The 25,769-nt window shown below is 55.9% G+C and carries 24 protein-coding genes and 1 pseudogene; 13 read left to right on the top strand and 12 right to left on the bottom strand.

Annotation, left to right across the window (positions count from 1 at the left end; all coding sequences use genetic code 11):
• Positions 1-31: 31 nt before the first annotated feature.
• The 5 genes from hypE to hypA form a co-directional block, all read right to left on the bottom strand.
• On the bottom strand, positions 32-1,042 hold the full coding sequence (gene hypE / locus FDW98_RS00685) for a hydrogenase expression/formation protein HypE (protein WP_096755956.1): 1,011 nt from the start codon (positions 1,040-1,042) through the stop codon (positions 32-34).
• Positions 1,039-2,160 (bottom strand): hydrogenase formation protein HypD, encoded by a 1,122-nt coding sequence (hypD, locus tag FDW98_RS00680; protein ID WP_096755957.1) that lies wholly within the window; start codon positions 2,158-2,160, stop codon positions 1,039-1,041. Before hypD ends, hypE begins: the two co-directional genes overlap by 4 nt.
• The gene (gene hypC / locus FDW98_RS00675) at positions 2,161-2,433 is read right to left on the bottom strand and encodes a hydrogenase 3 maturation protein HypC (protein ID WP_096755958.1); all 273 of its coding nucleotides are present in this window, start codon (positions 2,431-2,433) and stop codon (positions 2,161-2,163) included.
• Complete coding sequence (hypB, locus tag FDW98_RS00670; RefSeq protein ID WP_096755959.1) at positions 2,424-3,296, bottom strand: hydrogenase nickel incorporation protein HypB; 873 nt, start codon at positions 3,294-3,296, stop codon at positions 2,424-2,426. Before hypB ends, hypC begins: the two co-directional genes overlap by 10 nt.
• Before the next feature lie 85 nt (positions 3,297-3,381).
• The gene (gene hypA / locus FDW98_RS00665; RefSeq protein WP_096755960.1) at positions 3,382-3,738 is read right to left on the bottom strand and encodes a hydrogenase maturation nickel metallochaperone HypA; all 357 of its coding nucleotides are present in this window, start codon (positions 3,736-3,738) and stop codon (positions 3,382-3,384) included.
• 198 nt (positions 3,739-3,936) lie between these two features.
• Between hypA and hycA the strand changes: the two genes are divergently transcribed.
• From hycA to hycI, 9 genes are all read left to right on the top strand, one after another.
• The gene (gene hycA / locus FDW98_RS00660) at positions 3,937-4,395 is read left to right on the top strand and encodes a formate hydrogenlyase regulator HycA (protein ID WP_096755961.1); all 459 of its coding nucleotides are present in this window, start codon (positions 3,937-3,939) and stop codon (positions 4,393-4,395) included.
• A 144-nt stretch (positions 4,396-4,539) separates the two neighbouring features.
• Complete coding sequence (hycB, locus tag FDW98_RS00655; protein ID WP_096755962.1) at positions 4,540-5,151, top strand: formate hydrogenlyase subunit HycB; 612 nt, start codon at positions 4,540-4,542, stop codon at positions 5,149-5,151.
• The gene (gene hycC, locus FDW98_RS00650) at positions 5,148-6,974 is read left to right on the top strand and encodes a formate hydrogenlyase subunit 3 (RefSeq protein ID WP_096755963.1); all 1,827 of its coding nucleotides are present in this window, start codon (positions 5,148-5,150) and stop codon (positions 6,972-6,974) included. Before hycB ends, hycC begins: the two co-directional genes overlap by 4 nt.
• A 2-nt stretch (positions 6,975-6,976) precedes the next feature.
• Positions 6,977-7,900: a respiratory chain complex I subunit 1 family protein gene (locus tag FDW98_RS00645; RefSeq protein ID WP_096755964.1), complete on the top strand. Its 924-nt coding sequence runs from the start codon at positions 6,977-6,979 to the stop codon at positions 7,898-7,900.
• A gap of 17 nt (positions 7,901-7,917) precedes the next feature.
• Positions 7,918-9,627, top strand: coding sequence for a formate hydrogenlyase subunit HycE (hycE, locus tag FDW98_RS00640; RefSeq protein WP_096755965.1), 1,710 nt, complete (start codon positions 7,918-7,920; stop codon positions 9,625-9,627).
• 9 nt (positions 9,628-9,636) lie between these two features.
• The gene (gene hycF, locus FDW98_RS00635; protein ID WP_096755966.1) at positions 9,637-10,179 is read left to right on the top strand and encodes a formate hydrogenlyase subunit HycF; all 543 of its coding nucleotides are present in this window, start codon (positions 9,637-9,639) and stop codon (positions 10,177-10,179) included.
• Complete coding sequence (hycG, locus tag FDW98_RS00630) at positions 10,179-10,946, top strand: formate hydrogenlyase subunit HycG (RefSeq protein ID WP_096755967.1); 768 nt, start codon at positions 10,179-10,181, stop codon at positions 10,944-10,946. Before hycF ends, hycG begins: the two co-directional genes overlap by 1 nt.
• Positions 10,943-11,353: a formate hydrogenlyase maturation HycH family protein gene (locus FDW98_RS00625; protein ID WP_096755968.1), complete on the top strand. Its 411-nt coding sequence runs from the start codon at positions 10,943-10,945 to the stop codon at positions 11,351-11,353. Before hycG ends, FDW98_RS00625 begins: the two co-directional genes overlap by 4 nt.
• Positions 11,346-11,816 (top strand): hydrogenase maturation peptidase HycI, encoded by a 471-nt coding sequence (hycI, locus tag FDW98_RS00620; RefSeq protein WP_096755969.1) that lies wholly within the window; start codon positions 11,346-11,348, stop codon positions 11,814-11,816. Before FDW98_RS00625 ends, hycI begins: the two co-directional genes overlap by 8 nt.
• 67 nt (positions 11,817-11,883) lie before the next feature.
• Here hycI and FDW98_RS00615 read toward each other — a convergent pair whose 3' ends face one another.
• From FDW98_RS00615 to ascF, 3 genes are all read right to left on the bottom strand, one after another.
• A complete protein-coding gene (locus FDW98_RS00615) occupies positions 11,884-12,123 on the bottom strand; it encodes a SymE family type I addiction module toxin (RefSeq protein ID WP_096755970.1) in 240 nt (79 codons plus the stop codon).
• 193 nt (positions 12,124-12,316) lie between these two features.
• A complete protein-coding gene (locus FDW98_RS00610; protein ID WP_096755971.1) occupies positions 12,317-13,741 on the bottom strand; it encodes a 6-phospho-beta-glucosidase in 1,425 nt (474 codons plus the stop codon).
• Positions 13,742-13,763: 22 nt separating this feature from the next.
• On the bottom strand, positions 13,764-15,218 hold the full coding sequence (gene ascF / locus FDW98_RS00605) for a PTS cellobiose/arbutin/salicin transporter subunit IIBC (protein ID WP_096755972.1): 1,455 nt from the start codon (positions 15,216-15,218) through the stop codon (positions 13,764-13,766).
• A 263-nt stretch (positions 15,219-15,481) separates the two neighbouring features.
• Between ascF and FDW98_RS00600 the strand changes: the two genes are divergently transcribed.
• From FDW98_RS00600 to hypF, 3 genes and pseudogenes are all read left to right on the top strand, one after another.
• A complete protein-coding gene (locus FDW98_RS00600; protein ID WP_096755973.1) occupies positions 15,482-16,495 on the top strand; it encodes a LacI family DNA-binding transcriptional regulator in 1,014 nt (337 codons plus the stop codon).
• Positions 16,496-16,639: 144 nt separating this feature from the next.
• Entirely contained in the window at positions 16,640-17,185 is a 546-nt protein-coding gene (gene hydN, locus FDW98_RS00595) for an electron transport protein HydN (RefSeq protein ID WP_096759340.1), read from the top strand.
• A 141-nt stretch (positions 17,186-17,326) separates the two neighbouring features.
• A pseudogene (gene hypF, locus FDW98_RS00590) lies at positions 17,327-19,538 on the top strand (carbamoyltransferase HypF).
• Positions 19,539-19,655: 117 nt separating this feature from the next.
• Here the strand turns inward: hypF and norW are convergent.
• Together norW and norV are read right to left on the bottom strand one after the other, a co-directional pair.
• A complete protein-coding gene (gene norW / locus FDW98_RS00585; protein WP_096755975.1) occupies positions 19,656-20,789 on the bottom strand; it encodes an NADH:flavorubredoxin reductase NorW in 1,134 nt (377 codons plus the stop codon).
• Entirely contained in the window at positions 20,786-22,234 is a 1,449-nt protein-coding gene (norV, locus tag FDW98_RS00580; RefSeq protein WP_096755976.1) for an anaerobic nitric oxide reductase flavorubredoxin, read from the bottom strand. The genes norW and norV overlap by 4 nt, the downstream gene beginning before the upstream one ends.
• A 191-nt stretch (positions 22,235-22,425) precedes the next feature.
• On the opposite strand from norV, the gene norR reads away from it, so the two are divergent.
• Entirely contained in the window at positions 22,426-23,949 is a 1,524-nt protein-coding gene (norR, locus tag FDW98_RS00575) for a nitric oxide reductase transcriptional regulator NorR (RefSeq protein WP_096755977.1), read from the top strand.
• Here norR and gutQ read toward each other — a convergent pair.
• Both gutQ and srlR read right to left on the bottom strand, forming a co-directional pair.
• Positions 23,946-24,911: an arabinose-5-phosphate isomerase GutQ gene (gene gutQ / locus FDW98_RS00570; RefSeq protein WP_096755978.1), complete on the bottom strand. Its 966-nt coding sequence runs from the start codon at positions 24,909-24,911 to the stop codon at positions 23,946-23,948. The genes norR and gutQ overlap by 4 nt on opposite strands.
• Positions 24,904-25,677: a glucitol operon DNA-binding transcriptional repressor SrlR gene (gene srlR, locus FDW98_RS00565; protein WP_096755979.1), complete on the bottom strand. Its 774-nt coding sequence runs from the start codon at positions 25,675-25,677 to the stop codon at positions 24,904-24,906. The genes gutQ and srlR overlap by 8 nt, the downstream gene beginning before the upstream one ends.
• Positions 25,678-25,769 lie beyond the last annotated feature (92 nt).

The raw sequence follows: 25,769 nt of genomic DNA, 5'->3' as shown, positions 1-25,769 counted from the left end.
CCCGGTAAGCGAAGCGCCACCGGGCAATATATCAGCATATGCGAGGGAGTGGTTCGGCGTGTGGTAAATCAAGAGTTCGCTTCACGCCATACAGTCCGGCCAGACGAACGCCTTTACGTTCCACCACTTCACCAATCAGCGCTGCATCGCGGCCCAACGGATGCGCGCGTAGCGCGGCAAGCACGCTTTCTGCGGCCTGGCGTTCCACGGCGATAACCAGTTTGCCTTCGTTGGCAAAGTTGAGCGCATCCAGACCGAGCAGTTCGCAGACGCCACGTACCGCTGGCTTCACCGGCAGGGATGATTCGGACAATTCAATGCCGAAGCCGCAGGCCGCCGCAAACTCGTGGGTGACTGCATTCACGCCGCCGCGAGTGGCGTCGCGCAGCGCTTTCACGCCGGGGATGTCACGCAGCGTCTGAATCAGCGGCGTTAACACCGCGCAGTCGCTGACCAGTTCACCGTCCAGCCCCAACTGCTCGCGCAGGTTAAGGATGGTTGCGCCATGGTCGCCGAGCGTTCCGCTGACCAGCAGCACATCGCCTGGGCTCAGGGTTTGTGCACCCCAGTGGATATTGGCGGGGATCGCGCCCATTCCGGCGGTGTTGATAAACAGTTTGTCCGCCGCGCCGCGCTGCACCACCTTGGTGTCGCCGGTGACGATGGCAATGCCCGCTTCGCGCGCGGTGGCCGCCATGCTGTTGACCACGGTTTTCAGCGTGTCCATCGGCAGGCCTTCTTCGAGGATAAACCCGCAGGAGAGGTAGCGAGGGATCGCACCACTGACGGCAACGTCGTTAGCCGTACCGCAGACAGCCAGCTTGCCGATATTGCCGCCAGGGAAGAACAGGGGATCAATCACGTAGCTGTCGGTCGAAAATGCCAGACGGTCGCCTTCAGCCATCAGTTGCGCCAGATCCAGACGCGCCTGATCTTCTTGTTCCGCCAGCCACGGATTCGCAAATGCTTCCATAAACAGGCTATTGATCAATTGTTGCATAGCCTGACCGCCGCTACCGTGGGCGAGTTGTACGCTGTTCATGCTTCACACTCCTGCTGACGATACTGATACCAGGCGGCACACGCGCCTTCGGAGGAGACCATCAGGGCGCCAAATGCGGTCTCCGGATTACAGGTTTTACCAAATAACGGGCACTGATGCGGTTTACATCTGCCGGTCAGCACCTCGCCGCAGCGCGCGCGCGGGTCGTCATACACCTGCTGTGGCGCCGGTTTGAAATGTGCTTCGGCATCAAAACGTTGGTAGTCAGGCGTCAGATGAACGCCGGAGGATTCGATAACGCCCAGACCGCGCCATTCGCTGTCGCCATCGACGCAGAACACCTCGGCGATAGCTTGCTGCGCCAGGGCGTTACCGGCATCCGGCACCACGCGACGGTACTGGTTCTCAACCTGGCTGTGGTCGGCAATTTTCTGCTCAATCAGCATTACCACGCCTTGCAGCAGATCGAGCGGTTCGAAACCGGCGACCACCAACGGGCGATGGAAATCGGAGGCGATGAAATTATAGGCATCGGTGCCAATGACCATGCTGACGTGCCCCGGTGCTAAAAAGGCGTCAATACCGTTATCTGGCTGTTCCAGCAGGCTGCGCAGTGTTGGGATCAGCGTAATGTGCTGACAGAAAAAGTAGAAGTTTTGCACGTCACGCTGTCTTGCCTGCTGGAGCGTGATGGCGGTCGTCGGCATGGTGGTTTCAAAACCCAGACCAAAGAACACGACTTTGCGGGTTGGGTTTTCCTGCGCCATCTTCAGGGCATCCATCGGCGAATAGACGATACGGATATCTGCGCCCCGCGCTTTGGCCTGCAGCAGCGACCCCTGTTTTCCCGGGACGCGCATCGCGTCGCCAAAGGTGCAGAAAATCACTTCCGGGTGGCTGGCAATTTCTACGCAGCTGTCAATTCTGCCCATCGGCAGCACGCAAACCGGGCAGCCGGGGCCGTGAATAAACTCCACGTTTTCAGGCAGCAGTTGGTCAAGACCGAATTTGAAAATAGCGTGGGTATGGCCACCGCACACTTCCATAATGCGCAGCGGACGTTCAGCGGTGTAGGGGAGGTGTGCGGCACGTTCACACAGGTGGTCAATCAACTGCATCACCTGTTCTGGTGCGCGATATTCGTCAACGAAACGCATTTATTTTTCCTCGCCGTACAGCAACGCGCCGACATCCGGCTCAACGTCAAACATATTTTGCAGCGCCTCGAGCGTGTCGCGCGCTTCAGCCTCATTAATGATGCTCATGGCAAAACCAACGTGCACCAGGACCCATTGCCCCAGACGTGGTTGACCGTGCTCATCACAACTACCGACCAGCGTCAGGTCGACGTCGCGCTGAATACCGCAAACATCGACCTTGGCCTGGTTTCCCTCAATGGTGCGGATTTGACCCGGAACACCTATGCACATCGCTGCGTCTCCAGCCAGGAGAGCCATTGATCCATGCCTTCACCGCTGGTGGCGGAAATCAGGATGATCTCAATTTCCGGGTTCACTTCCCGGGCGCTGGCGATGCATTGTTCAACATCAAAATTGAGGTACGGCAGCAGGTCGACTTTGTTGAGCAGCATCAGCGAGGCGGCGGCAAACATATGCGGGTATTTCAGCGGCTTGTCTTCGCCTTCGGTAACGGAAAGCACCGCTACTTTATGACGTTCGCCGAGGTCGAAGCTCGCCGGGCATACCAGGTTACCGACGTTTTCAATGAACAGAATACCGTTGTCTGCCAGCGGCAGTCGCGGCGCGGCATCGGCAATCATTTGTGCATCAAGATGGCAGCCTTTACCGGTGTTCACCTGGATAGCGGGCGTACCGGTGGCGCGAATACGCGCGGCATCGTTAACCGTCTGCTGGTCGCCTTCGATCACCGCACACGGCACGCTGTCTTTCAGCTTCATCAATGTTTCGGTTAACAGCGTTGTTTTACCGGAACCGGGGCTGGAGACCAGATTCAGCACCAGATGCTGACGGGCGGCGAAGCGGGCGCGGTTACGCTCGGCCAGACGGTTGTTCTTGTCCAGCACGTCAATTTCCACTTCCAGCATACGGCGCTGGCTCATGCCTGGCGCGTGGGTGCCGGCTTCACCATGACCGTAGTGTAAATCGCCTTCTTCAGTTTGGCTCGGGGTGAAACTGGCGGTCTTCACACCGGTAATATTCAGCGCCGGACGAGCGGCCGGGGCAAATGGCGCGCTGCGAAACGCCGAGTGGGGGTTATGTTCATCACCCTCTATATAAAGGTTGCCTTCAGCGCAACCACATGTCGTACACATCGCTCACTCCTGATCTATTGCTTGTTACTCGCTTTTTGCCGGATGGCGGCGCTAACGTCTTATCCGGCCTACTTTGTCACCAGCTTTAATCTTCAGCATCGCCTATTTCAATTCGTCGAATCTGCAGGCCGTCATCGGCCACGATTCTTAGCATGTCGCTGTGACATTGCGGACAACGGCGCACGCGCTGGGTCAGTAAGGTGACGTACTGCTGGCATGTTTCACACCAACATTCGGCTTCTTGTTCTTCGAGGTGGAGTTTACAACCTTCTGCAAGGGTGCCACGGCATACCAGATCAAAACAAAAGGCGAGAGCGCTGGTTTCTACGCAAGAAAATGCGCCAATTTTGAGCCAGACCGCAGTAACCCGTTTTGCACCGTGTTGCGTAGCCTGTTGTTCAATCAATTCCAGTGCCCGTTGGCAGAGGGTTATTTCGTGCATATCGCCTCCCATGTTGTTATCGGGATAAAAGCAAAAAACATGCCAAACTGAATTTTTTCACCCGTGACAATGACGACGATGACGAAATGACATGTCGTCACGACCAGTAATTTATTTATCTATATGAAATATAAGTAATTAAATATTGGCATGAAACATGCTTAACGCAGAATGTCTCTGCTAAACGGGTAACCTGACATGACTATTTGGGAAATAAGCGAAAAAGCCGATTACATCGCTGAACGGCATCGTCGCCTACAGGACCAGTGGCGTATTTATTGCAACTCGCTGGTACAGGGGATCACCCTGTCGAAAGCGCGTTTACATCATGCGATGAGCTGCGCACCGGACAAGGATCTGTGCTTTGTCTTGTTTGAGCACTTCGTTATCTACGTCACGCTGGCGGACGGCTTTAACAGCCATACCATCGAGTACTACGTTGAAACGAAAGACGGCGAAGATAAGCAGTTGATTGCACAGGCACAACTGTCTCTCGACGGCAAGGTCGATGACCGTATCAGCAACCGCGATCGGGAACAGGTGCTGGAGCACTATCTCGAAAAAATCGCCAGCGTCTACGACAGCCTGTACACCGCGGTTGAAAACAATATGCCAGTGAATTTAAGCCAACTGGTAGAGGGTCATAGCCCGGTTTAAGCCTCGGGTGTGTCCACGTAAGTCATGATGCGGTGCGTATGCTGCGTCACGACAGTTTAGGGAATGGGCATGTCGATAAGTGTCGAAAATGACATTTGATAGACATGTTTTCGTCAAAAATGACTATCACCTGAGGAATGCCTGGTGAATCGTTTTGTAATTGCTGACTCCACTCTTTGTATCGGCTGCCACACCTGTGAAGCCGCCTGCTCAGAGACACATCGCCAGCATGGCCTGCAGTCAATGCCGCGCCTGAAAGTGATGCTAAATGAAAAAGAATCTGCGCCGCAGCTTTGCCATCAGTGTGAAGATGCGCCTTGTGCCACCGTTTGTCCGGTCAATGCGATTAACCGTGTCGACGGCGCCGTACAGCTGAATGAAAGCCTGTGCGTGAGCTGCAAACTGTGCGGGATCGCCTGTCCGTTTGGGGCCATTGAGTTTTCAGGCAGCCGTCCGCTGCATATCCCGGCGAACGCCAACACGTCAAAAGCGCCTCCTGCTCCGCCAGCGCCAGCTCGCGTCAGCACGCTGCTGGACTGGGTGCCGGGTATTCGCGCCATTGCGGTGAAATGCGACTTGTGTAGCTTTGATGAACAAGGTCCGGCCTGCGTGCGCATGTGCCCAACGCAAGCCCTGCATCTGGTGAGCAATATGGACATCGCCCGCGCCAGCAAACGTAAGCGTGAGCTGACGTTCAATACCGACTTCGGCGATCTCACCTTGTTTCAGCAGGCTCAGAGTGGGGATGCAAAATGAGCGCAATTTCACTGATTAACAGCGGCGTGGCCTGGTTTACGGCGGCGGCGATTCTGGCATTTCTGTTTTCGTTTCATAAGCCGTTAAGCGGCTGGATCGCCGGTGTCGGCGGTGCGGTGGGCAGCCTCTGTACGGCGGCGGCCGGTTTTAGCGTGCTCATTAATGGGTTGGCGGTTAGCGGCGTGATGCCGTTCATCGGTCATAGCCTGCAAATGTCGCCGCTGAACGCTATCTGGCTGATTACGCTGGGTCTGTGCGGCCTGTTCGTCAGTCTGTACAACATCGACTGGCACCGTCACCCGCAGGTAAAGGCCAACGGTCTGTTGGTGAATCTGCTGATGGCGGCGGCGGTGTGCGCGGTGGTTGCCAGCAATCTCGGCACGCTGGTGGTGATGGCGGAAATCATGGCGCTGTGTGCGGTGTTCCTGACCGGGTGCAGCAAAGAAGGCAAGCTGTGGTTTGCGCTGGGTCGTGTCGGTACGCTGCTGTTGGCGATTGCTTGCTATCTGGTGTGGCAGCGCTACGGTACGCTGGAACTGCGTCTGCTCGACCTGCGCACTCAGCAGCTGCCGCTCGGCGCTGACATCTGGCTGTTGGGTGTGGCGGGCTTTGGTCTGCTGGCCGGGATTATCCCACTGCACGGTTGGGTGCCACAGGCACACGCCAACGCCAGTGCACCGGCGGCGGCGCTGTTCTCCACCGTGGTAATGAAGGTGGGTCTGTTGGGTATTCTGTCCCTGTCGCTGCTGGGCGGTAATGCCCCGCTGTGGTGGGGCGTTACGCTACTGGTGCTGGGGATGATCACCGCGTTTATCGGCGGCTTGTATGCCCTGATGGAGCACAACATCCAGCGTCTGCTGGCGTACCACACGCTGGAAAATATCGGCATTATCCTGCTGGGTCTGGGTGCTGGCGTGACCGGTATTTCCCTTAACCAACCGGCACTGATCGCACTTGGCCTGACCGGCGGTTTGTATCACCTGGTCAACCATAGCCTGTTCAAAAGCGTCCTGTTTTTGGGCGCAGGCAGCATCTGGTTCCGCACCGGTCACCGTGATATCGAGAAACTGGGCGGTATCGGTAAACGTATGCCGGTGATTTCTCTGGCGATGCTGGTTGGCCTGATGGCGATGGCCGCGCTGCCGCCGCTGAACGGCTTTGCCGGTGAGTGGGTTATCTATCAATCCTTCTTCAAGCTGGGTAACAGCGGCGCGTTCATCGGTCGTCTGTTAGGACCGTTGCTGGCTGTCGGTTTGGCAATTACCGGCGCGCTGGCGGTGATGTGTATGGCGAAAGTCTACGGTGTGACGTTCCTCGGCGCACCGCGCACGAAGGAAGCGGAAAACGCCTGCTGCGCCCCTATCCTGATGAGCGTGAGCGTGGTTGCGTTGGCTATCTGCTGCGTGATTGGCGGCGTTGCTGCCCCGTGGTTGCTGCCGCTGATTTCTGCCGCTGTTCCGCTACCGCTGGAAACGGCGAATACCACCGTATCTCAGCCGATGATCACGCTGCTGTTGATCGCGTGTCCGCTGCTGCCGTTCATCATCATGGCTATTTTCAAAGGCAACCGCCTGCCGTCACGTTCACGCGGTTCCGCGTGGGTGTGTGGTTACGATCACGAGCAGTCAATGGTGATCACTGCGCACGGCTTTGCCATGCCGGTTAAAGAAGCCTTTGCTCCGGTACTCAAACTGCGTAAATGGCTGAACCCGGTATCCTGGATTCCGGGCTGGCAGAACGCGGCGGCACCGGTGTTGTTCCGTCGCCTGGCGCTGATTGAGCTGGCGGTGCTGGTGGTGATTGTGGTTTCACGAGGAGCCTGAGAATGAGTGTTTTATATCCGTTAATTCAGGCGCTGGTGCTGTTTGCCGCGGCGCCGCTGTTGTCCGGTATTACCCGCGTGGCGCGTGCGCGTTTGCATAACCGCCGCGGTCCGGGCGTGTTGCAGGAATATCGCGACATTATCAAACTGCTCGGCCGTCAGAGCATTGCGCCAGCGGATTCCAGCTGGGTCTTCCGCCTGACGCCGTTTGTGATGGTGGGCGTTATGCTGACTATCGCTACCGCACTGCCGGTGGTGACCGTGGGCTCGCCGCTACCGCAACTGGGTGATTTGATCACGCTGATTTACCTGTTTGCCATTGCCCGCTTCTTCTTTTCTATCGCCGGTCTGGATACCGGTAGCCCGTTCACCGCTATCGGCGCCAGCCGTGAAGCGATGCTCGGCGTACTGGTGGAGCCGATTCTGCTGCTGGGCTTGTGGGTGGCGGCGCAGGTTGCTGGTTCGACCCACATCAGCAACATTGCCGATACCATTTATCACTGGCCTGCCGCGCGTAGCATCCCGTTGATTCTGGCGCTGTGTGCCTGTGCCTTCGCCACCTTTATCGAAATGGGCAAGCTGCCGTTCGACCTCGCGGAAGCCGAGCAGGAGCTGCAGGAAGGTCCGCTGACCGAATACAGCGGCAGCGGTTTTGCGGTGCTCAAGTGGGGCATCAGCCTCAAGCAGCTGGTCGTTTTGCAAATGTTTGTCGGCGTGTTCCTGCCGTGGGGGCAGATGGAAACCTTCACTGCGGGCGGGCTGCTGCTGGCGCTGGTGATTGCTGTCGTTAAGCTGGTCCTCGGCGTGCTGGTCATCGCCCTGTTTGAAAACAGCATGGCGCGTCTGCGTTTTTGCGCCACTTCACGCGTGACCTGGGCCGGTTTTGGGTTTGCGTTTTTAGCCTTCGTCTCCTTGCTGGTGGCGTGATTTAAGAGAGTTTGAACATGTCTGAAGAAAAAGTAGGTCAACACTATCTCGCCGCTCTGCACCAGGCCTTCCCGGGCGTGGTGCTGGATGAAGGCTGGCAGACCAAAGATCAGCTGACCATCACCGTGAAGGTCAACTATCTGCCGGAAGTAGTTGAATTTCTCTACTACAAACAGGGCGGCTGGTTGTCGGTGCTGTTTGGTAACGACGAACGTCAGCTGTGCGGCCATTACGCCGTCTACTACGTCATGTCGATGGAACAGGGCACCAAGTGCTGGATAACCGTTCGCGTAGAAGTCGACGCCAATAAACTGGAGTTCCCGTCCGTGACGCCGCGCGTACCGGCCGCCGTTTGGGGCGAGCGTGAAGTGCGCGACATGTACGGCTTGATCCCGGTAGGGTTACCGGACGAACGCCGTCTGGTACTGCCGGATGACTGGCCGGACGAACTCTATCCGCTGCGTAAAGACAGCATGGATTACCGTCAGCGCCCGGCGCCGACTACCGATGCCGAAACCTACGAGTTCATCAACGAACTGGGTGACAAGAAAAATAACGTGGTGCCGATTGGCCCGCTGCACGTCACCTCCGATGAACCAGGTCACTTCCGCCTGTTTGTTGATGGCGAAAACATCATCGACGCCGACTACCGTCTGTTCTATGTCCACCGCGGCATGGAGAAACTGGCGGAAACCCGTATGGGTTATAACGAAGTGACGTTCCTGTCGGATCGCGTATGCGGTATTTGTGGTTTTGCCCACAGCACGGCGTACACCACCTCCGTGGAAAATGCGATGGGGATTGTGGTGCCGGAACGTGCGCAGATGATCCGCGCCATTCTGCTGGAAGTGGAACGTCTGCACTCGCACCTGCTGAACCTTGGCCTGGCGTGCCACTTCACCGGCTTTGACTCCGGCTTTATGCAGTTCTTCCGCGTGCGTGAAACGTCGATGAAAATGGCGGAGATCCTCACCGGGGCGCGTAAAACCTACGGCATGAACCTGATCGGCGGCATCCGTCGTGACCTGCTGAAAGAGGACATGATCCAGACCCGTCAGCTGGCGCAGCAGATGCGTCGTGATGTACAGGATCTGGTCGACATGCTGCTCAGTACGCCGAACATGGAACAGCGCACCGTCGGCATTGGTCGTCTGGACCCGGAAATCGCTCGTGACTTCAGTAACGTCGGCCCAATGGTGCGTGCCAGCGGCCACGCGCGTGATACCCGCGCGGACCACCCGTTTGTCGGTTACGGTTTACTGCCGATGGAAGTGCACAGCGAGCAGGGCTGCGACGTTATTTCCCGTCTGAAAGTGCGTATCAACGAAGTCTATACTGCGCTGAACATGATCGACTTTGGTCTCGATAACCTGCCGGGCGGCCCGCTGGCGGTGGAAGGCTTTACCTATATTCCGCACCGCTTCGCGCTGGGCTTTGCCGAAGCACCGCGTGGCGATGACATCCACTGGAGCATGACCGGCGACAACCAGAAACTGTATCGCTGGCGCTGCCGTGCGGCCACCTACGCCAACTGGCCGACGCTGCGTTACATGCTGCGCGGTAACACCGTCTCCGATGCCCCGCTGATTATCGGTAGCCTCGATCCTTGCTACTCCTGTACTGACCGTATGACCGTGGTCGATGTACGTAAGAAGAAAAGCAAAGTCGTGCCGTACAAAGAACTTGAGCGCTACAGCATCGAGCGTAAAAACTCGCCGCTGAAATAAGGAATCGCCATGTTTACTTTTATCAAAAAAGTCATCAAAACCGGGGCACCAACGTCGTCCTACCCGCTGGAGCCGATTGCGGTTGATAAAAACTTCCGCGGTAAGCCGGAACATAATCCGCAGCAGTGTATTGGCTGTGCGGCCTGTATCAATGCGTGCCCATCTAACGCGCTGACAGTAGAAACAGATCTGGTCACCAGTGAGCTGGCGTGGCAGTTCAACCTCGGTCGCTGTATTTTCTGTGGCCGCTGTGAAGAAGTCTGCCCGACGGCGGCGATCAAGCTGTCGCAGGAGTATGAGCTGGCGGTATGGAAGAAAGAAGATTTCCTGCAGCAGTCTCGTTTTGCGCTGTGTAATTGCCGCGTCTGTAACCGTCCTTTTGCGGTGCAAAAAGAGATTGATTACGCCATTGCGTTACTGAAGCACAACGGTGATTCCCGTGCGGAAAATCACCGTGAAGGCTTTGAGACCTGCCCGGACTGTAAGCGCCAGAAATGCCTGGTGCCGTCTGACCGTATTGAACTGACTCGCCATATGAAAGAGGCCAGCTGATGAGCAATTTATTAGGCCCACGTGATGCCAACGGAATTCCGGTCCCGATGACCGTGGATGAATCCATTGCCAGCATGAAAGCGTCATTGCTGAAAAGCATCAAGCGTTCAGCGTACGTTTACCGCGTCGACTGCGGTGGCTGCAACGGTTGCGAAATCGAAATCTTCGCCACCTTGTCCCCGCTGTTTGACGCCGAACGTTTTGGCATCAAAGTGGTTCCGTCGCCGCGCCATGCGGATATTCTGCTGTTCACCGGTGCGGTAACCCGCGCGATGCGTTCTCCGGCGCTGCGTGCCTGGCAGTCTGCCCCGGACCCGAAAATTTGTATCTCCTATGGGGCCTGCGGCAACAGCGGCGGTATCTTCCACGACTTATACTGCGTATGGGGCGGCACCGACAAAATTGTTCCCGTGGATGTGTATATTCCCGGTTGCCCACCGACGCCTGCCGCCACGCTGTACGGCTTTGCGATGGCGCTTGGCCTGCTGGAGCAGAAAATTCACGCACGTGCACCAGGCGAACTGGACGCACAGCCTGCGGAAATTTTGCACCCGGATATGGTTCAGCCGCTGCGTGTGAAGGTCGATCGCGAAGCACGTCGTCTGGCGGGTTATCGTTATGGTCGTCAGATTGCCGATGACTATATGAATCAGTTGGGGCAGGGTGAGCAACAGGTGGTGCGCTGGCTGGAAGCGGAAAACGATCCGCGTCTGACCGAGATCGTCACGCATCTTAATCATGTTGTAGAAGAGGCGCGTATCCGATGAGTGAAACGGTGGTGTTCAGTCAACTGAGCCGTAAGTTTATTGATGAGAACGATGCAACGCCCGCTGAGGCGCAGCAGGTTGTCTATTACAGCCTGGCGATTGGTCACCACTTAGGCATAATCGACTGCCTGGAAGCGGCGTTAACCTGCCCGTGGGATGACTATCTGGCGTGGATTGCCACACTTGCCGAAGGAAGCGAAGCTCGCCGTAAGATGGAAGGCGTACCGAAGTACGGTGAAATCGTCATCGATTTTAACCATGTGCAGATGCTGGCGCGCGCGTTTGATGACGCACTCGACGCGCAGACGCCGCAACAGCAGGAATGGAGCAAGCTGGTGCTCAGCATGCTGCATGACATTCACCAGGAAAGCGCCATCTATCTGATGGTGAGGAGACACCGTGACTGACGTTTTATTGTGTGTCGGCAACAGCATGATGGGTGACGACGGTGCGGGTCCGCTGCTGGCAGAAATGTGCGCCGCTGAGCCTAAAGGCAACTGGGTGGTCATCGACGGCGGAAGTGCGCCAGAAAATGATATCGTCGCGATCCGCGAACTGCGCCCGGAACGTCTGCTGATTGTTGATGCCACTGACATGGGCCTCAACCCAGGCGAGATTCGCATTATCGATCCCGATGATATTGCCGAGATGTTCATGATGACCACCCATAATATGCCGTTGAACTATTTGGTTGATCAGCTCAAAGAAGATGTTGGCGAGGTGATTTTCCTCGGCATTCAACCGGATATTGTCGGCTTTTATTACCCGATGACGCAGCCAATCAAAGAGGCGGTCGGGACCGTGTATCAGCGATTAGCCGGTTGGGAAGGCCATGGCGGATTTGCTGAGTTAGAAGCACCAGAAGAGTAAGCATTCCCAGCGCCGGATGTCAGCCACGCGCGGCATCCGGCCTGTTCCGCCTTTACATATCCAGCCGTTATTTAGTTGCCTGCTCAATAATTAATTTCCCCTGCATCACCGAAACATTCACCTCTGTGCCGGTCGGAAAACCCGCCTGTTCCAGCCAGTCGCCATTCAGCGTTAATGAGGCGTGTCGACTGATACGCAGGGTGAATCCGGTACGGCGATCTTCGTAGCGTCTTCTGACGTAACCCACTTTTAAACGACGCACGGGTTTGGCGATAATCATTGGTGTTTGAACATTATCAGTAGACATGAACGTTTCCTTGTTACGAACGGTGAAAAGTAAAAACTACTGAATAAAATGCCAGTAATAATGCGCGGCAGCAAACCGCAGAATGGAATGACGATCCAGAAAAATGAATGTAAAAAATGAAACGGAAAGGAAGGGGGATGTTTGTGGCGGGTGATCATGCGGGCCGGATAGCAAGCGCCATCCGGCCCGACGATCAGTCCAGCTCAGCCCCGTTGCTGGCGATCACTTTTTTGTACCACCAGAATGATTTCTTGCGAGTCCGCGTCAGCGTGCCATTGCCTGCGTCATCGCGGTCGACATAGACAAAACCGTAGCGTTTGCTCATCTCGCCGGTGGAAGCGGAAACCAGATCGATACAGCCCCAGGTGGTGTAACCCATCAGCGGCACGCCGTCTTCAATGGCGTCTGCCATGGCGCGAATATGGTCGCATAAATAGCGGATGCGATAGTCATCGTTGATCTCACCGTTGGCATCGATTTCATCTTTTGCCCCCAGTCCGTTCTCCACCAGAAACAGGGGTTTCTGGTAGCGGTCATACATCATGTTTATGGTGATGCGCAGACCCAGTGGGTCAATGCCCCAGCCCCATTCGCTGGCTGCAATGTACGGATTGCGCAGTGACTTCACCACGTTGGCGGCGCTGGTGTTGCCGGTGTTCATTTCTGCCGAGGCGCAGCGCGAGGCGTAATAGCTGAAGGAGACAAAATCGACGGTATTTTTCAGGATGTCGTCATCTTCCGGGGCTTTCTCAATCACTACGCCCTTGTCACGAAACACGCGGGCTGAGTAGGCGGGATAAGCACCACGCGCCTGTACATCAATAAAGAACAGGTTTTCACGGTCCTTTTCCAGCGCGGTCCACACATCTTCAGGTTTGCACGAGTAGGGGTAAAAGTTTCCGCCCGCCAGCATGCACCCGACCTGGTTGTGCGGATTGATTTCATGGGCGATTTTGGTTGCCAGTGCACTGGCAACCAGTTCGTGGTGCGCGGCCTGGTATTTCACCTGATCCTGATTTTCACCCGCTTCAAACACCAGTCCCGCGCCGGAAAAAGGGCTGTGCAGCAGGATGTTGATTTCATTGAACGTCAGCCAGTATTTCACCAGACCATCAAAGGCCTCGAAGCAGGTACGGGCGTAGCGGGTGAAAAACTCCACCATTTTGCGGTTACGCCAGGAGCCATACTCGGTGACCAGGTGCATCGGTACATCAAAGTGGCACAACGTCACCAACGGCTCAATACCGTACTTTTTGCACTCGGCAAACACCGAGCGATAAAAATCAATGCCTTCCTGATTTGGCGTCAGTTCATCCCCGTTCGGATAGAGCCGACTCCAGGCGATTGAGGTACGAAACACCGTGAACCCCATTTCTGCCATCAGGGCGATATCGTCTTTATAGCGATGATAAAAATCAATCGCTTCATGGCTGGGATAAAACTCGTCATCCCGCAGTTGAACGCGCTTTTCCTGACCCAGTTTAACCGGCATTCGATGTGCGCCGTGGGGGATCATATCCACGGTAGTCAGCCCTTTGCCGCCTTCCCGATACGCCCCTTCAGACTGGTTGGCGGCCAGTGCACCGCCCCATAAAAATCCTTGCGGAAAAACAGACATAATAAACCTCAGTTAGTATCCGTCAGATGCTGGCGCCATTGATATTTCCCGGCTGCGCAGCCTGATTTTTTCTGGCCTGCGCAGCCGCATCTTCGACGGGAATATCCTCAAAGCCGAGCAGCAGCGTTAAGACAAACGACAGCACTACCGCCAGCGCCATGACGCCAAATACCCAGACAATGGTCATCGGATTGGCCGGGTCAAAAAACTGTACGCTGGTGAACAGACCTGGTGCAGCCATCGAGTGGCTTGCCAGTCCGGCCATCCCGGCTACGGCACCGCAGATAAAGCCGCTGATAAGACTGGCAATCAGCGGACGTTTCAGGCGTACCGCCACGCCGTACAGCGCCGGCTCGGAAATCCCTGCCATAATGGCGGAGGCCGCCGCGGCTAACGCTGTCTGACGCAGTTCCGGGTTCTTGGTTTTCCAGGCGACCGCTAAAGAAGAGCCACCCAGCGACAGGTTGGCGCCAATTTCAGACGGCATAACCATGCCTTCTTTACCGGTTTCGGCAATGGTTTGAATAATGGTGGGGGTAAAGACGCGGTGCATGCCGGTCATCACCAGAAGCGGCCACAGTGCGCCCATAATGGCCACCGACAGCCAGCCCAGATAACCGTGAATGGTGTACACCAACGCGGAGATCGCGCTGCCGATCCAGATGCCAATCGGGCCAATTAAGACGATGGCGAGCGGGGCGGCGATCAGCACGATCAGCATTGGTTTCAGGAAGTTTTTGGTTACGGCTGGCGTAATGCGATCCACCCACCGTTCGATGTACGACAGGCACCAGGTCATGACCAGCGCCGGGATCACCGTGTAGGTGTATTTCACCGCCGTGACCGGGATCAGCGCGAACTCAACGTGCTCGCCCTGTGCGGCTTTAGCCATCAGATCAATAAAGCTCGGATGCACCAGCACGCCCGCAATAGCAATAGCCAGCGACATGTTGGTTTTGAATTTAATGGCGGCAGAGGCGGCGACCATCAGCGGCAGGAAGAAGAATGCGCCGTCGCCAATCACTGTCAGGATCGTCAGCGTCGAGGAGCCTTTTTGCAGCACGCCGGTCATTTCGAGGATCATTGCCAGCAGTTTCAGCATCGATCCACCGATAATCGCCGGGATCAGCGGTGACATAGTGCCGATCAGCGCATCAAGGATCCCTGCCCCAATACGCTTGAGCGTCAGTTTGGGTTTGCCTGCAGGTTCGCTGGGCTGCATATCGCCCGGCAGCAGGCTGACGACCTCGCGATACGCTTGGGACACGGTATTACCAATGATCACCTGGCACTGATTGTCGCTACGCACTACGCCGAGTACGCCACTAAGCGTTTTTAACGTAGCGCTGTCGACCTGTGAATCATCTTTGATAACGAAACGTAAACGGGTCATGCAGTGGGTTACTGCGGTGATGTTCTCGACGCCGCCCAGAGCCGTCACAACCGAGCGCGCCAGCGCTGCATAATTTTTAGACATCGGATTTAATCCTGTTTTATCAGTAGGGTAGGTAATGTCTTACCGTTTATTTTCGTCTCATGTTGGTGATGATGAAACATTGATAGGAAACCGGTTCCACAAAATCATGTTTAATTTATACTATTTATACAAGATTATATTTTGATCATTTTTTGTATTTGTGACTACGATCACCAGATAACGCGTTCTGCGATTGAGCAGCAAGGACAGCGGTGAAACGGTGCAGTACACTGCGTCACATTGCGTGAAAAGGGATGAGTAAGATGACCACGATGTTGGAAGTGGCGAAGCGTGCTGGCGTGTCGAAAGCTACGGTTTCCCGGGTGCTTTCGGGGAACGGCTACGTCAGCCAGGAGACCAAAGACCGCGTGTTCCAGGCTATTGAAGAGAGTGGCTATCGTCCCAATTTGCTGGCGCGCAGCCTGGCGGCGAAGAGCACGCAGACGCTGGGTCTGGTGGTAACCAACACCCTGTATCACGGCGTTTATTTTAGCGAGTTGCTCTTTCACACTGCGCGTATGGCGGAGGATAAAGGACGCCAGCTTCTGCTTGCCGACGGTAAACATAGTGCCGAGGAAGAGCGTCAGGCGATTCAATATCTGCTCGACCTGCGCTGTGATGCTGTCATGATCTATCCGCGTTTTCTCAGTGTGGATGACATCGATGAGATTATCGATGCACACGCCCAGCCCATTATGGTGCTTAACCGACGCCTGCGTAAAAACACCAGCCACTGCGTCTGGTGCGATCAAAAACAGACCAGCTTTAATGCCGTCACGCAGTTGATTCGCGCCGGGCATACCGAGATTGCTTTTATCAGCGGCTCAATGGATTCGCCCACCGGCGTGGAGCGACTTTCCGGTTACAAAGACGCGCTGGCGCAGCACGGCATTCCGTTGAATAATGATTTGATTGTGAAGGGTAAATGGACGCCAGCCTGTGGGGCTGAAGGCGTTAAAACCTTACTTTTACGCAAGGTGAATTTCACCGCGCTGGTGGCCAGCAATGATGATATGGCGATTGGCGCGATGAAGCAGTTGAACGAGCAGGGCATTAATGTTCCCGCGCAGGTGTCGGTGATTGGTTTCGATGATATAGCCCTTGCGCCGTACACCATTCCGGCGCTTGCCAGCGTCAAAATCCCGGTCACGGAGATGGTCCAGGAAACCATAGGACGCCTGATCTTTATGCTGGACGGCGGAGCCTTTACGCCAGCGAAAACCTTTACCGGTGAGCTTATCCCTCGCGCCTCTCTTGCGCCGACACTTTCGCGCTGATGCTGTCATTTGTCATCGTCACTAGTGACGATGACATGCTTTATTAAAGCAGAGTAAAATAAAAATCCTTTAATAACAGCGCATTAAATTCTGGCACGATTTATGAATGTTTCGGCAGATAATCTGTCATTGCTGGAGAATTTGATGAACCGTTTCATCATTGCAGACGCCAATAAATGCATTGGTTGCCGTACCTGTGAAGTGGCCTGCGTGGTATCCCATCAGGATAACCAGGACTGCGCATCGCTGACCCCTGAAACCTTTTTACCGCGCATTCACGTGATCAAAGGCGTTAACGTCTCTACCGCGACGCTGTGCCGTCAGTGTGAAGATGCGCCGTGTGCCAACGTCTGCCCGAACGGTGCAATTAGCCGCGATAAAGGCTTTGTCCACGTGATGCAGGAACGCTGCATTGGCTGTAAAACCTGCGTGGTCGCTTGTCCTTATGGCGCAATGGAAGTGGTTGTCCGTCCGGTTATTCGTAACAGCGGCGCGGGTCTGAACGTGCGTGCTGAAAAAGCCGAAGCCAACAAATGCGATCTGTGCCACCATCGCGAAGCCGGTCCTGCCTGTATGGAAGTCTGCCCGACGCATGCGCTGATTTATGTCGATCGCAATAAACTGGAGCAGCTGAGCGCGGAAAAACGCCGTCGTGCGGCACTGGACTCCACCGCATCTTTGCTGTTCTGATTGTCCAAAATCCGCGTAAAATACCTGCCTGATGGCGCTACGCTTATCAGGCCTACAGGGCAATAACACGTAGGCCGGATAAGGCGAAGCCGCCATCCGGCAAAGGGATATTTCAGGGATACACGATCGCGGGAATTCAACATGACACTAAGCAACCACTCCGGTGTAGAGCTGCGCATTCGCGGTAAGGTACAGGGCGTTGGGTTCCGACCCTTTGTCTGGCAACTGGCGCAGCGGCTACAGCTGCATGGCGACGTCTGTAACGACGGCGACGGGGTGGTGGTGCGTTTGCTCGAAGACGCAGCGCAATTTATTGCCGAACTGCATCAGCACTGCCCGCCGCTGGCGCGGATTGATAGCGTCGAGAGTGCGCCGTTTGCCTGGCAACAACGACCCGCAGATTTCTCCATCCGCCAAAGTGCTGGCGGAACGATGAATACGCAGATCGTACCGGACGCCGCAACTTGCCCTGAATGTCTAGCTGAAATGAACACCCCCGGTGAACGCCGTTATCGTTACCCTTTCATCAACTGTACCCACTGCGGCCCGCGCTTCACCATTATTCGTGCGATGCCGTATGACCGTCCGTTTACCGTCATGGCTTCATTCCCGTTGTGCCCACAATGCGATGCTGAATATCGCGATCCGTATGATCGTCGTTTTCATGCCCAGCCTGTCGCCTGCCCAGCGTGTGGCCCGCATCTGGCGTGGATAAGCGCAGACGAGCGAGCGGAAAAAGAACCGGCGCTACAGGCGGCGGTTACGCGGTTGAAAGCCGGTGGCATTGTGGCGGTTAAAGGCATTGGTGGATTTCATCTGGTCTGTGATGCGCGCAACGACGCTGCCGTGGCGCTGCTCCGTCGGCGTAAACATCGTCCGGCTAAACCGCTGGCGGTAATGCTGCCGGGGGATGACGGACTGCCAGAAGCGGCACGGCGTTTGCTGACTACGCCCGCTGCCCCCATCGTGTTGGTCAATAAACAGTATGTGGTTTCACTGTGTGAAGGGATTGCGCCAGGACTTACCGAGGTCGGCGTCATGCTGCCTGCCAACCCGTTACAGCATTTGCTGTTGCAGGAGATGAAGGGGCCGCTGGTGATGACCGCCAGCCATTACTAATGCGCAGGCGCTGGACGATTTGCACGACATTGCCGACGGCTTTTTGCTGCATAACCGCGAGATTGTGCAGCGCATGGATGACTCCGTGGTGCGCGAAAGCGGGGAGATGCTGCGTCGCTCCCGAGGCTACGTGCCGGATGCCGTGGCGTTGCCGCCAGGTTTTCGCGACGTGCCGCCGATGCTGTGCTTAGGCGCTGATCTGAAAAATACGTTCTGTCTGATCCGGGGGGAACAGGCGGTGATTAGTCAGCATCTGGGCGATCTGAGCGATGACGGCATTCAGCATCAGTGGCGCGATGCGCTGCATCTGATCCAGAACATTTATGATTTTACCCCGCAGCGTATCGTCTGCGACGCGCATCCTGGCTACGTTTCCAGCCAGTGGGCCCGTGAGATGACGTTGCCAATTGAAACGGTGCTGCACCATCATGCGCATGCTGCGGCGTGCCTGGCTGAGCACGGCTGGCCGTTGAACGGTGGCGATGTTATTGCCCTGACGCTGGACGGTATCGGCATGGGCGAAAACGGTGCGCTGTGGGGTGGCGAGTGCCTGCGGGTGAATTATCGCGAATGCGAATACCTGGGTGGCTTGCCCGCGGTAGCGCTGGTGGGTGGCGATCTGGCGGCAAAACAGCCGTGGCGCAATCTGCTGGCGCAGTGTCTGCGCTTTGTGCCTGACTGGCAGCGTTATCCGGAAACGGCGTTTGTGCAGCAACAAAACTGGAGCGTACTGGCTCGCGCCATCGAGCGTGGGATCAACGCGCCGTTGGCATCGTCGTGTGGACGCTTGTTTGATGCCGTTGCCGCCGCACTGCAGTGCGCACCGCAATCCCTGAGCTATGAAGGCGAGGCCGCCTGTGCGCTGGAGGCGTTAGCGTCACAATGTGCAGGCGTTGAACACCCGGTCGCCATACCGCTTAACAACAACCAGTTGGATTTGGCGGTTTTCTGGCAGCAGTGGCTGAACTGGCAGGCGACCCCCCCTGAACGCGCCTGGGCTTTCCATGATGCGCTGGCGCGTGGGTTTGCTACGCTGATGCGCCAACAGGCACAGTTACGCGGTATTACGACGCTGGTATTTAGCGGGGGCGTGATGCATAACCGTTTGCTGTCAGCCCGTCTGGCGTTTTATCTGCATGATTTTACGTTACTGTTCCCGCAGCGTTTACCGGCAGGGGATGGGGGATTGTCGCTGGGGCAGGGCGTGATTGCTGCGGCGCGGGCATTGCCGTAAAAATAAAAAAAGCCCCGGGACTGGCGGGGCAAGAAAAGCAAGTCGGGGCATACCGACAAGTGGCAACGCACATCCGTGTGCGTGAGGTTAATAAAACAAGCAATGGCACAACATTGTTTACACGGGCAGTGTTTTCAGCAGCGCGAAGGCCTCCTTCATACGATCTTCGCTCACCACGAAGGCACACAGTTGGCCTTCGCTGTTCATTCCTCTGGCGACCATACCTTCTGCTTCAGCCGCAATATGCCAGTTCAGATCGCGACGCTGGGTTTCCCCTGCCAGGTGTAATGGCAGCTCAGGCGTTTTGATTTTTACCAGCATGGCCGGCAGTTTCAGCGGAGCATTGCCGCCGAGCAGGTTTTTAGCCAGATACATCGCGCTGAGCTGAATCGGCTGCAGGAACGGCAGGACCTGACCATTAATTTCTGCGCAGTCACCGAGGGCGTAAATATCCGGGTGGCTGGTTTGCAGATAGCTGTCAACGCAAACGCCGCGATTGATGGTTAACCCGGCGCGACGCGCCAGCGCGGTTTCTGCACGCAGACCGGTTGCGGCAATCACCGCATCAACGTCTACACTGCGGTTACGATCGAGCGTGGCACGGATACCGGTGCTGGTTTTCTCCAGACTCTGCAACTGTGATTTCAGCAGCAGGTGTACGCCCATATCGGTCAGACGATGCTGTAAACGGCTGCTGACTTCTGGCGGCATTAACGAGGCCAGAATGCTGGCGGCGTTATCGATAAGCGTCACCGCTTTACCGGCACGGCAGAAATCCATCGCCAGCTCGCTGCCAATCAAACCACCGCCAACAATCAGGACTCGCTGCGCATCGCGCAGTTGCGTTTCACAGGCGCGATACTCCTGCTGGCTGTTCAGTGTGAGCATTAACTCACGTCCGGTCACCGGCGGTACAAAGGCTGATGCCCCCGTAGCCAGCACCAGCTTGTCATACTGCCACTGCTTGTCCTGGCTTTTCACTACGTGAGCATCGGCATCGATGTCGGTCACCCAGGTGTGCGGGAACAGGCGCAAATTAAACTGTTCGGCAAACTCCCCCGCCGACTGGCGGGTGAGGTCGTCGGCACGCTGTGCCTGGCTGATAACATGGCTGAGATCGGGCTTGTTGTACTCATCGATGCTGTCAGCGGCAATCAGGGTCAGCGGGACAGTCGCATCCTGCTTACGGATATTTTTGACTAACTGGCGGGCGGCGAAGCCCGAACCAATAATGACAATTCCGCGGCTCATTTTGCCTCCGTAGCCAGTACGTCGAAGACGTCTTTGCCTAATGAACATTCCGGGCACAGGAAGTTTTCCGGCACGTCGCTCCACGGTGTACCCGGTGCGACATCCTGCAGCGGCTCGCCTTTCTCTGGATCGTAGATCCACTGGCAAACGCTGCACTGCATGCAAGGTCCAAGGTCAGCGGCCGCGGCGGCGGCACAGGCGCACTCTTCCTCTTTGGTTGCGGCTTTGACGCTGGTTTCCGGCAGTGGAGCGAGCGCCCACTGACGTGCAATTTCACGACCGTGCTGACGGCACAGTTCCAGCGCATCCAGATCCGGGCGCCATTTGGCTTTCAGGCTCAGGGACATTTCAAAACCGGCATCCTGCAGACGCGTGGACAGACGGTCTACCGCACCGCCGCTCCAGCCGTGTGAGCCGAAGGCGCTGGCGCGTTTATTGCGAAAACGCAGGCCGGTCATTTCTTCGACCAGACCGGCGATCTTCGGCATCATCACGTTGTTCATCGTGGAGGTGCCGACCAGCACGCCTTTAGAGCGGAAGACGTTCGTCAGGACTTCGTTTTTATCGCTGCGGGCGACGTTAAAGATTTTCACTGCCACGTTCGGGTCAACTTCGTTGATGCCCTGGGCAATGGCATCGGCCATCATACGGGTGTTGTTGGACATGGTGTCGTAGAAGATAGTGATACGATCTTCCTGATAATCCGCTGCCCATTTCAGGTACATCTCAACGATCTGCGTTGGGTTGTCGCGCCATACCACACCGTGAGAGGTGGCAATCATATCAACCGGCAGATTGAAGCCGAGGATTTCAGTGATTTTTGGCGTAACCAGGCGGCTGAACGGCGTCAGGATGTTGGCGTAGTAGCGCTGGCACTGTTCGAACAGTTCAGTCTGATCTACTTCGTCGTTGAACAGACGTTCGTCACAGTAGTGCTGACCAAAAGCATCGTTACTGAACAGCACGGCGTCACCGGTCATGTAAGTCATCATGCTGTCCGGCCAGTGCAGCATCGGCGTTTCAACGAAGATCAGCTGTTTGCCATTACCGATATCCAGTGAGTCACCGGTTTTTACCACGTTGAAGTTCCATTCCGGGTGATGGTGGTGGCCGGTGATGGAGTCAATCGCGTTAGCGGTGCAGTAAATCGGCGTGTCCGGGATGCAGGACATCAGCTCGGTCAGCGCCCCGGCATGGTCTTCTTCTGCATGGTTAATGATGATGTAGTCAATATCTGCCAGGTCAATTTCATTGCGCAGATTCTGCACGAATTCACGGCTAAACTTGTGGTCTACTGTATCGATCAGGACATTTTTTTCTTCACGGATAAGATAGCTGTTGTAGCTGCTGCCGCGCAGCGTTTTGTATTCTGTCCCGTGGAAATCACGAACTTCCCAGTCACGTTGGCCAACCCAATGAATGTTATTTTTAACCAGAATAGACATAGCAACCTCAGTAATTAATTTAGCGTGTTTCTAAAAAAGATGTTTTGCTTATTGCATGTTGCGTGCCAACTTTTTATTTAATTGATTTATAACAGTTTAATGTTTTTCTTCTTTAAATTAATTGTCAAAATGACTATGCTTTTTGTTGTCAATATGACAATATGCATTGTCAAAATGACAATGAGGTAGCCATGAGTTTTTCCGTTGATGTGCTGGCGGGTATCGCCATTGAATTACAAAGCGGTATTGGGCATCAGGATCGTTTTCAACGCCTGATCACTACGCTGCGCCAGGTGCTGGAGTGCGATGCGTCGGCGCTGCTGCGCTATGAATCACGACAGTTTATTCCGCTGGCGATCGACGGGCTGGCGCAGGATGTTCTCGGCAGACGGTTTACGTTGGAGGGGCATCCGCGTCTGGAAGCGATTGCCCGCGCCGGGGACGTGGTGCGTTTTCCAGCCGACAGCGATTTGCCCGATCCGTACGATGGGCTGATCCCCGGCCAGGAAAGCCTGAAGGTCCATGCCTGCATTGGGCTGCCGCTGTTTGCCGGACAAAATTTGATTGGCGCGCTGACGCTGGATGGTATGGAGCCAGATCAGTTCGATGTCTTCAGCGATGAAGAGCTTAGGTTGATTGCCGCACTGGCGGCGGGGGCGCTGAGCAATGCGCTGCTGATTGAACAGCTGGAAAGCCAGAATATGCTGCCGGGTTCGTCCACCGCTTTCGAACAGGTGACGGAAACGCAGATGATTGGCCTGTCGCCTAATATGATGCAGCTGAAAAAAGAGATTGAGATTGTGGCAGGCTCCGATCTTAACGTCTTAATCAGCGGCGAAACGGGAACCGGGAAAGAGCTGGTGGCGAAAGCAATTCATGAAGGCTCGCCGCGTGCGGTGAATCCGCTTGTGTATCTCAACTGTGCCGCGTTGCCAGAAAGCGTCGCGGAAAGCGAACTGTTTGGCCATGTGAAAGGCGCCTTTACCGGGGCCATCAGCAACCGTAGCGGCAAGTTTGAAATGGCGGACAACGGCACGCTGTTCCTGGACGAGATTGGCGAACTGTCACTGGCGTTGCAGGCCAAGCTGCTGCGCGTGTTGCAGTACGGTGATATTCAGCGAGTGGGTGACGATCGCAGCTTGCGGGTGGATGTTCGCGTGCTGGCAGCCACCAACCGTGATTTACGCGAAGAGGTGCTGGCCGGGAATTTCCGTGCCGACCTGTTCCACCGCCTGAGCGTCTTTCCCCTTTCGGTACCGCCGCTGCGTGAGCGCGGTGAAGATGTGGTTTTGCTGGCGGGTTATTTTTGCGAACAGTGCCGGCTGAGGCTGGGACTTTCCCGTGTGGTGCTAAGCCCCGGTGCGCGTCGCCATCTGCTGAGCTACGGTTGGCCGGGTAACGTGCGTGAGCTGGAACATGCTATTCATCGTGCGGTGGTGCTGGCCAGGGCAACAAGGGCAGGGGATGAAGTGGTGCTGGAGCCGCAGCACTTTGCCTTACAGGAAGAGGCGCATACGCCGCAGGCTGAAGCCGACGTCATGGCGGAGATCCCGCAGAATCACAATCTGCGCGAAGCCACGGAGTCTTTTCAGCGGGAGATGATCCGCCGGGCGCTGGCGCAGAATAACCATAGCTGGGCGGCAAGCGCGCGGGCGCTGGAAACCGACGTCGCCAACCTGCATCGGCTGGCGAAGCGTCTGGGACTGAAGGATTAGAGAATGCCCGCCTGATAAAAATCCTGCAGGTTAATTGCGCCGGTGAGTTTGCCGTTTTCATCCACCACCGGTGCGGCAGTGATTTTGCGCTTCATCAGAACCTCTTTGGCGTCAATCGCGCGGCTTTGTGCCTGCAGCGTGACGCCATTCGGGGTCATCGCTTCGCGTACTTCCGTGCTGAGTGCGCCGCCACCAACCAGCCAGCGACGCAGGTCACCGTCGGTAAAGACACCTTTCACCAGAGACTGCTCGTCGCAGACCGCCACCAGACCCAGACCGGTGCGGCTCAGTTCCAGCATGGCGTCCATAACGCTGGTAGTAAGCGTCACCTGCGGTACGGCGTCGTCGCGGCGCATCAGGTGGTGCACCTTGTTTAACAGACGAGCGCCCAGCGCTCCGGCCGGATGAGAACGCGCAAAATCCTCTTCGTTAAAACCGCGCGCTTGCATGACGGCAATTGCCAGCGCATCGCCCATCATCAGGGTGTTGACGGTGCTGGAGGTGGGTGCCAGACGCATCGGACAGGCTTCACGTTCAACCGAAATATCCAGTACGGCTTTGGCGGCCAGACCTAATGGCGAGGTGGGTTTTCCGGTCATCGCCAGCAGCGCGACTGATTTGTCTTCCAGGCGCGGAATGATGAGATCCAGCTCTTTCGCGCCGCCGGAGTAGGAGATGAAGAGCATCACATCGCGGCTTTCAATCATGCCTAAGTCGCCGTGCAATGCTTCCGCTGGATGCACGAAGAACGCCGGGGTGCCGGTGCTGGCGAGGGTCGCGGCGATTTTTTTGCCAATATGGCCAGACTTACCAATGCCAGAGACAATCACTTTGCCTTCGCAGTGGATGATAGTATTGGCGGCACGAACAAAGTCATCGCCGAGGCGTTCTGGCAGTCGGCTGGCTTCCTGGAGTTCCAGCATTAACGTCTGACGGCCCGCGTTCAGTAGTGCATCACTCATTGGTTTCTCCGGTTATGATCACTTCTATCCCTTTTGCTTCCAGCGCCTGACGAAATGCAGGGTCGATGCCCGCATCGGTAATCAGCTTGTCGACGCTTTCCAGACTGCATACCACATTGGGGCTTTTGCGCCCGAATTTCGACGAGTCCGCCATCAGAATCACTTCGCGAGCGGCATTGCACATCGCCTTGCTGACGGTATAGACCTCATTAAAGGTGGTCACACCGGCATTCAGATCGATGCCGTCGGTTCCCATGAAGAGTTTATCAAAGCTGAACTGCTCGAAGGCATTTTCTGCCAGTTGCCCGTGAAATGACGCCGATTTTTTGCGAAAGGTGCCGCCGGGCATCAGGATAGTTTGCTCGTTGTCCAGTTCCGAAAGGGCGTTAACAATGTGCAGGCTGTTGGTCATCACGGTGATGTTACTAAAGCGGGTGAGCATTGGCACCATCTGCAAAACGGTGCTGCCTGCGTCGAGAATGATTGAGTCGCCGTCGTGAATAAAGCGCACGGCGGCTTCGGCAATTTGCGCTTTCTTATGCGTGTTGATTAGCGTTTTGTGGTCGATGGGTGGGTCAGATTCGTCTTTGTTTAATACTACGCCGCCATAGGTGCGAATGACGGTGCCGGCATTTTCCAGAATGACCAGGTCTTTGCGAATGGTTGTGCCGGTTGTATCAAAGTTGTGGGCCAGTTCTTCAACCGAGCATTTTCCCTGCTTTTGCAGATACTCCAGTATGGCAGCCTGACGCTGACGAGGTTTCATAGGCGTGATTACCCTGACTTATGTATATGCCCGTTATACTTCAAGCTGCATGTGCGTTGGCCTTCTGCAACTCGAATTATTTAGGCTATAGG

The sequence above is a fragment of the Citrobacter sp. wls711 genome, from assembly GCF_005281055.1.
In the GTDB taxonomy this organism is placed as follows: Bacteria; Pseudomonadota; Gammaproteobacteria; order Enterobacterales; family Enterobacteriaceae; genus Citrobacter; species Citrobacter gillenii.
This window is presented reverse-complemented; position numbering and strand designations above follow the sequence as displayed.

Excerpts from the sequence above, each read along its gene's own strand:
- hycC (WP_096755963.1), top strand. The coding sequence starts at position 5,148 with ATGAGCGCAATTTCACTGATTAACAGCGGCGTGGCCTGGTTTACGGCG.
- hydN (WP_096759340.1), top strand. The coding sequence starts at position 16,640 with ATGAACCGTTTCATCATTGCAGACGCCAATAAATGCATTGGTTGCCGT.
- hypB (WP_096755959.1), bottom strand. The coding sequence starts at position 3,296 with ATGTGTACGACATGTGGTTGCGCTGAAGGCAACCTTTATATAGAGGGT.
- gutQ (WP_096755978.1), bottom strand. The coding sequence starts at position 24,911 with ATGAGTGATGCACTACTGAACGCGGGCCGTCAGACGTTAATGCTGGAA.
- norW (WP_096755975.1), bottom strand. The coding sequence starts at position 20,789 with ATGAGCCGCGGAATTGTCATTATTGGTTCGGGCTTCGCCGCCCGCCAG.
- ascF (WP_096755972.1), bottom strand. The coding sequence starts at position 15,218 with ATGTCTAAAAATTATGCAGCGCTGGCGCGCTCGGTTGTGACGGCTCTG.
- hypC (WP_096755958.1), bottom strand. The coding sequence starts at position 2,433 with ATGTGCATAGGTGTTCCGGGTCAAATCCGCACCATTGAGGGAAACCAG.
- FDW98_RS00600 (WP_096755973.1), top strand. The coding sequence starts at position 15,482 with ATGACCACGATGTTGGAAGTGGCGAAGCGTGCTGGCGTGTCGAAAGCT.
- hypA (WP_096755960.1), bottom strand. The coding sequence starts at position 3,738 with ATGCACGAAATAACCCTCTGCCAACGGGCACTGGAATTGATTGAACAA.
- FDW98_RS00615 (WP_096755970.1), bottom strand. The coding sequence starts at position 12,123 with ATGTCTACTGATAATGTTCAAACACCAATGATTATCGCCAAACCCGTG.
- hycA (WP_096755961.1), top strand. The coding sequence starts at position 3,937 with ATGACTATTTGGGAAATAAGCGAAAAAGCCGATTACATCGCTGAACGG.
- FDW98_RS00625 (WP_096755968.1), top strand. The coding sequence starts at position 10,943 with ATGAGTGAAACGGTGGTGTTCAGTCAACTGAGCCGTAAGTTTATTGAT.
- hycF (WP_096755966.1), top strand. The coding sequence starts at position 9,637 with ATGTTTACTTTTATCAAAAAAGTCATCAAAACCGGGGCACCAACGTCG.
- hycG (WP_096755967.1), top strand. The coding sequence starts at position 10,179 with ATGAGCAATTTATTAGGCCCACGTGATGCCAACGGAATTCCGGTCCCG.
- norR (WP_096755977.1), top strand. The coding sequence starts at position 22,426 with ATGAGTTTTTCCGTTGATGTGCTGGCGGGTATCGCCATTGAATTACAA.
- norV (WP_096755976.1), bottom strand. The coding sequence starts at position 22,234 with ATGTCTATTCTGGTTAAAAATAACATTCATTGGGTTGGCCAACGTGAC.
- FDW98_RS00610 (WP_096755971.1), bottom strand. The coding sequence starts at position 13,741 with ATGTCTGTTTTTCCGCAAGGATTTTTATGGGGCGGTGCACTGGCCGCC.
- hypD (WP_096755957.1), bottom strand. The coding sequence starts at position 2,160 with ATGCGTTTCGTTGACGAATATCGCGCACCAGAACAGGTGATGCAGTTG.
- hypE (WP_096755956.1), bottom strand. The coding sequence starts at position 1,042 with ATGAACAGCGTACAACTCGCCCACGGTAGCGGCGGTCAGGCTATGCAA.
- FDW98_RS00645 (WP_096755964.1), top strand. The coding sequence starts at position 6,977 with ATGAGTGTTTTATATCCGTTAATTCAGGCGCTGGTGCTGTTTGCCGCG.
- srlR (WP_096755979.1), bottom strand. The coding sequence starts at position 25,677 with ATGAAACCTCGTCAGCGTCAGGCTGCCATACTGGAGTATCTGCAAAAG.
- hycE (WP_096755965.1), top strand. The coding sequence starts at position 7,918 with ATGTCTGAAGAAAAAGTAGGTCAACACTATCTCGCCGCTCTGCACCAG.